Raw genomic sequence first — 753 nt, forward strand, 5'->3', positions numbered from 1 at the left:
CCGGCAGATAGCGCGCCAGGTCGCCGGTCCGGTACAGCCGGTCGCCTTCCACAAAGGGACTGGCGATGAACCGCTCCGCCGCCAGCTCGGGCCGGTTCAGATAGCCGCGCGCGACCCCGGCCCCGCCGATGTAAAGCTCCCCCACCGCCCCAAACGGAACGGGCTCAGCATGACCGTCCAGCAGGTAGATCCGCGTGTTGGCAATCGGGCGGCCAATATGCGGCACAACGTTGTCGATGAAGAGCCGGCCCGAGGTCGCCACGACCGTAGCTTCAGTAGGGCCATAGTTGTTTATTAGCTTGTGAGGCGAAGCTAGAGGCGCAGGCACACGCTGGAGACGACCACCGCCAACAAGCAAGTACTCCAATCTGGAATTTACCAGCCTATCTTCCAACGCCATCGTGGCCAGCGGCGTGATCAAAAAGGCGACGTCCAGCGATTGATCACGCCACCATTGTAGCAGAAGGAGAGAATCTCCCGCCAATGCTCTTGGGGGGAGCAGCAATGTGCTGCGGTTACATAGCGCAGACCATAGCTCCCAAGTGCTGGCATCGAATGCTACTCCAGCCGCGAGCGCACAGCAGGTTTCTGGCTGGGGACAAAAGGTTTGCACATGCCATGCTATGAGATTGACCAATCCGCGATGCTCGACCATGACGCCCTTTGGCGTACCGGTTGATCCTGAGGTGTAGATCACATAGGCGAGATGGCGCGAGGTCAGGCCGAGGGCGCGTGGGTCCGGATTGGATTCCG

The 753-nt window shown here is 60.7% G+C and carries 1 protein-coding gene; it reads right to left on the reverse strand.

The window, feature by feature from the left end; translation table 11 throughout:
• The coding region (locus QCM77_RS45985) for an AMP-binding protein (protein ID WP_280097149.1) at positions 1-697 on the reverse strand (697 nt) is incomplete at its 3' end.
• Positions 698-753 lie beyond the last annotated feature (56 nt).

This window comes from Bradyrhizobium nivariense (genome assembly GCF_029846695.2).
Classification (GTDB): Bacteria; Pseudomonadota; Alphaproteobacteria; order Rhizobiales; family Xanthobacteraceae; genus Bradyrhizobium.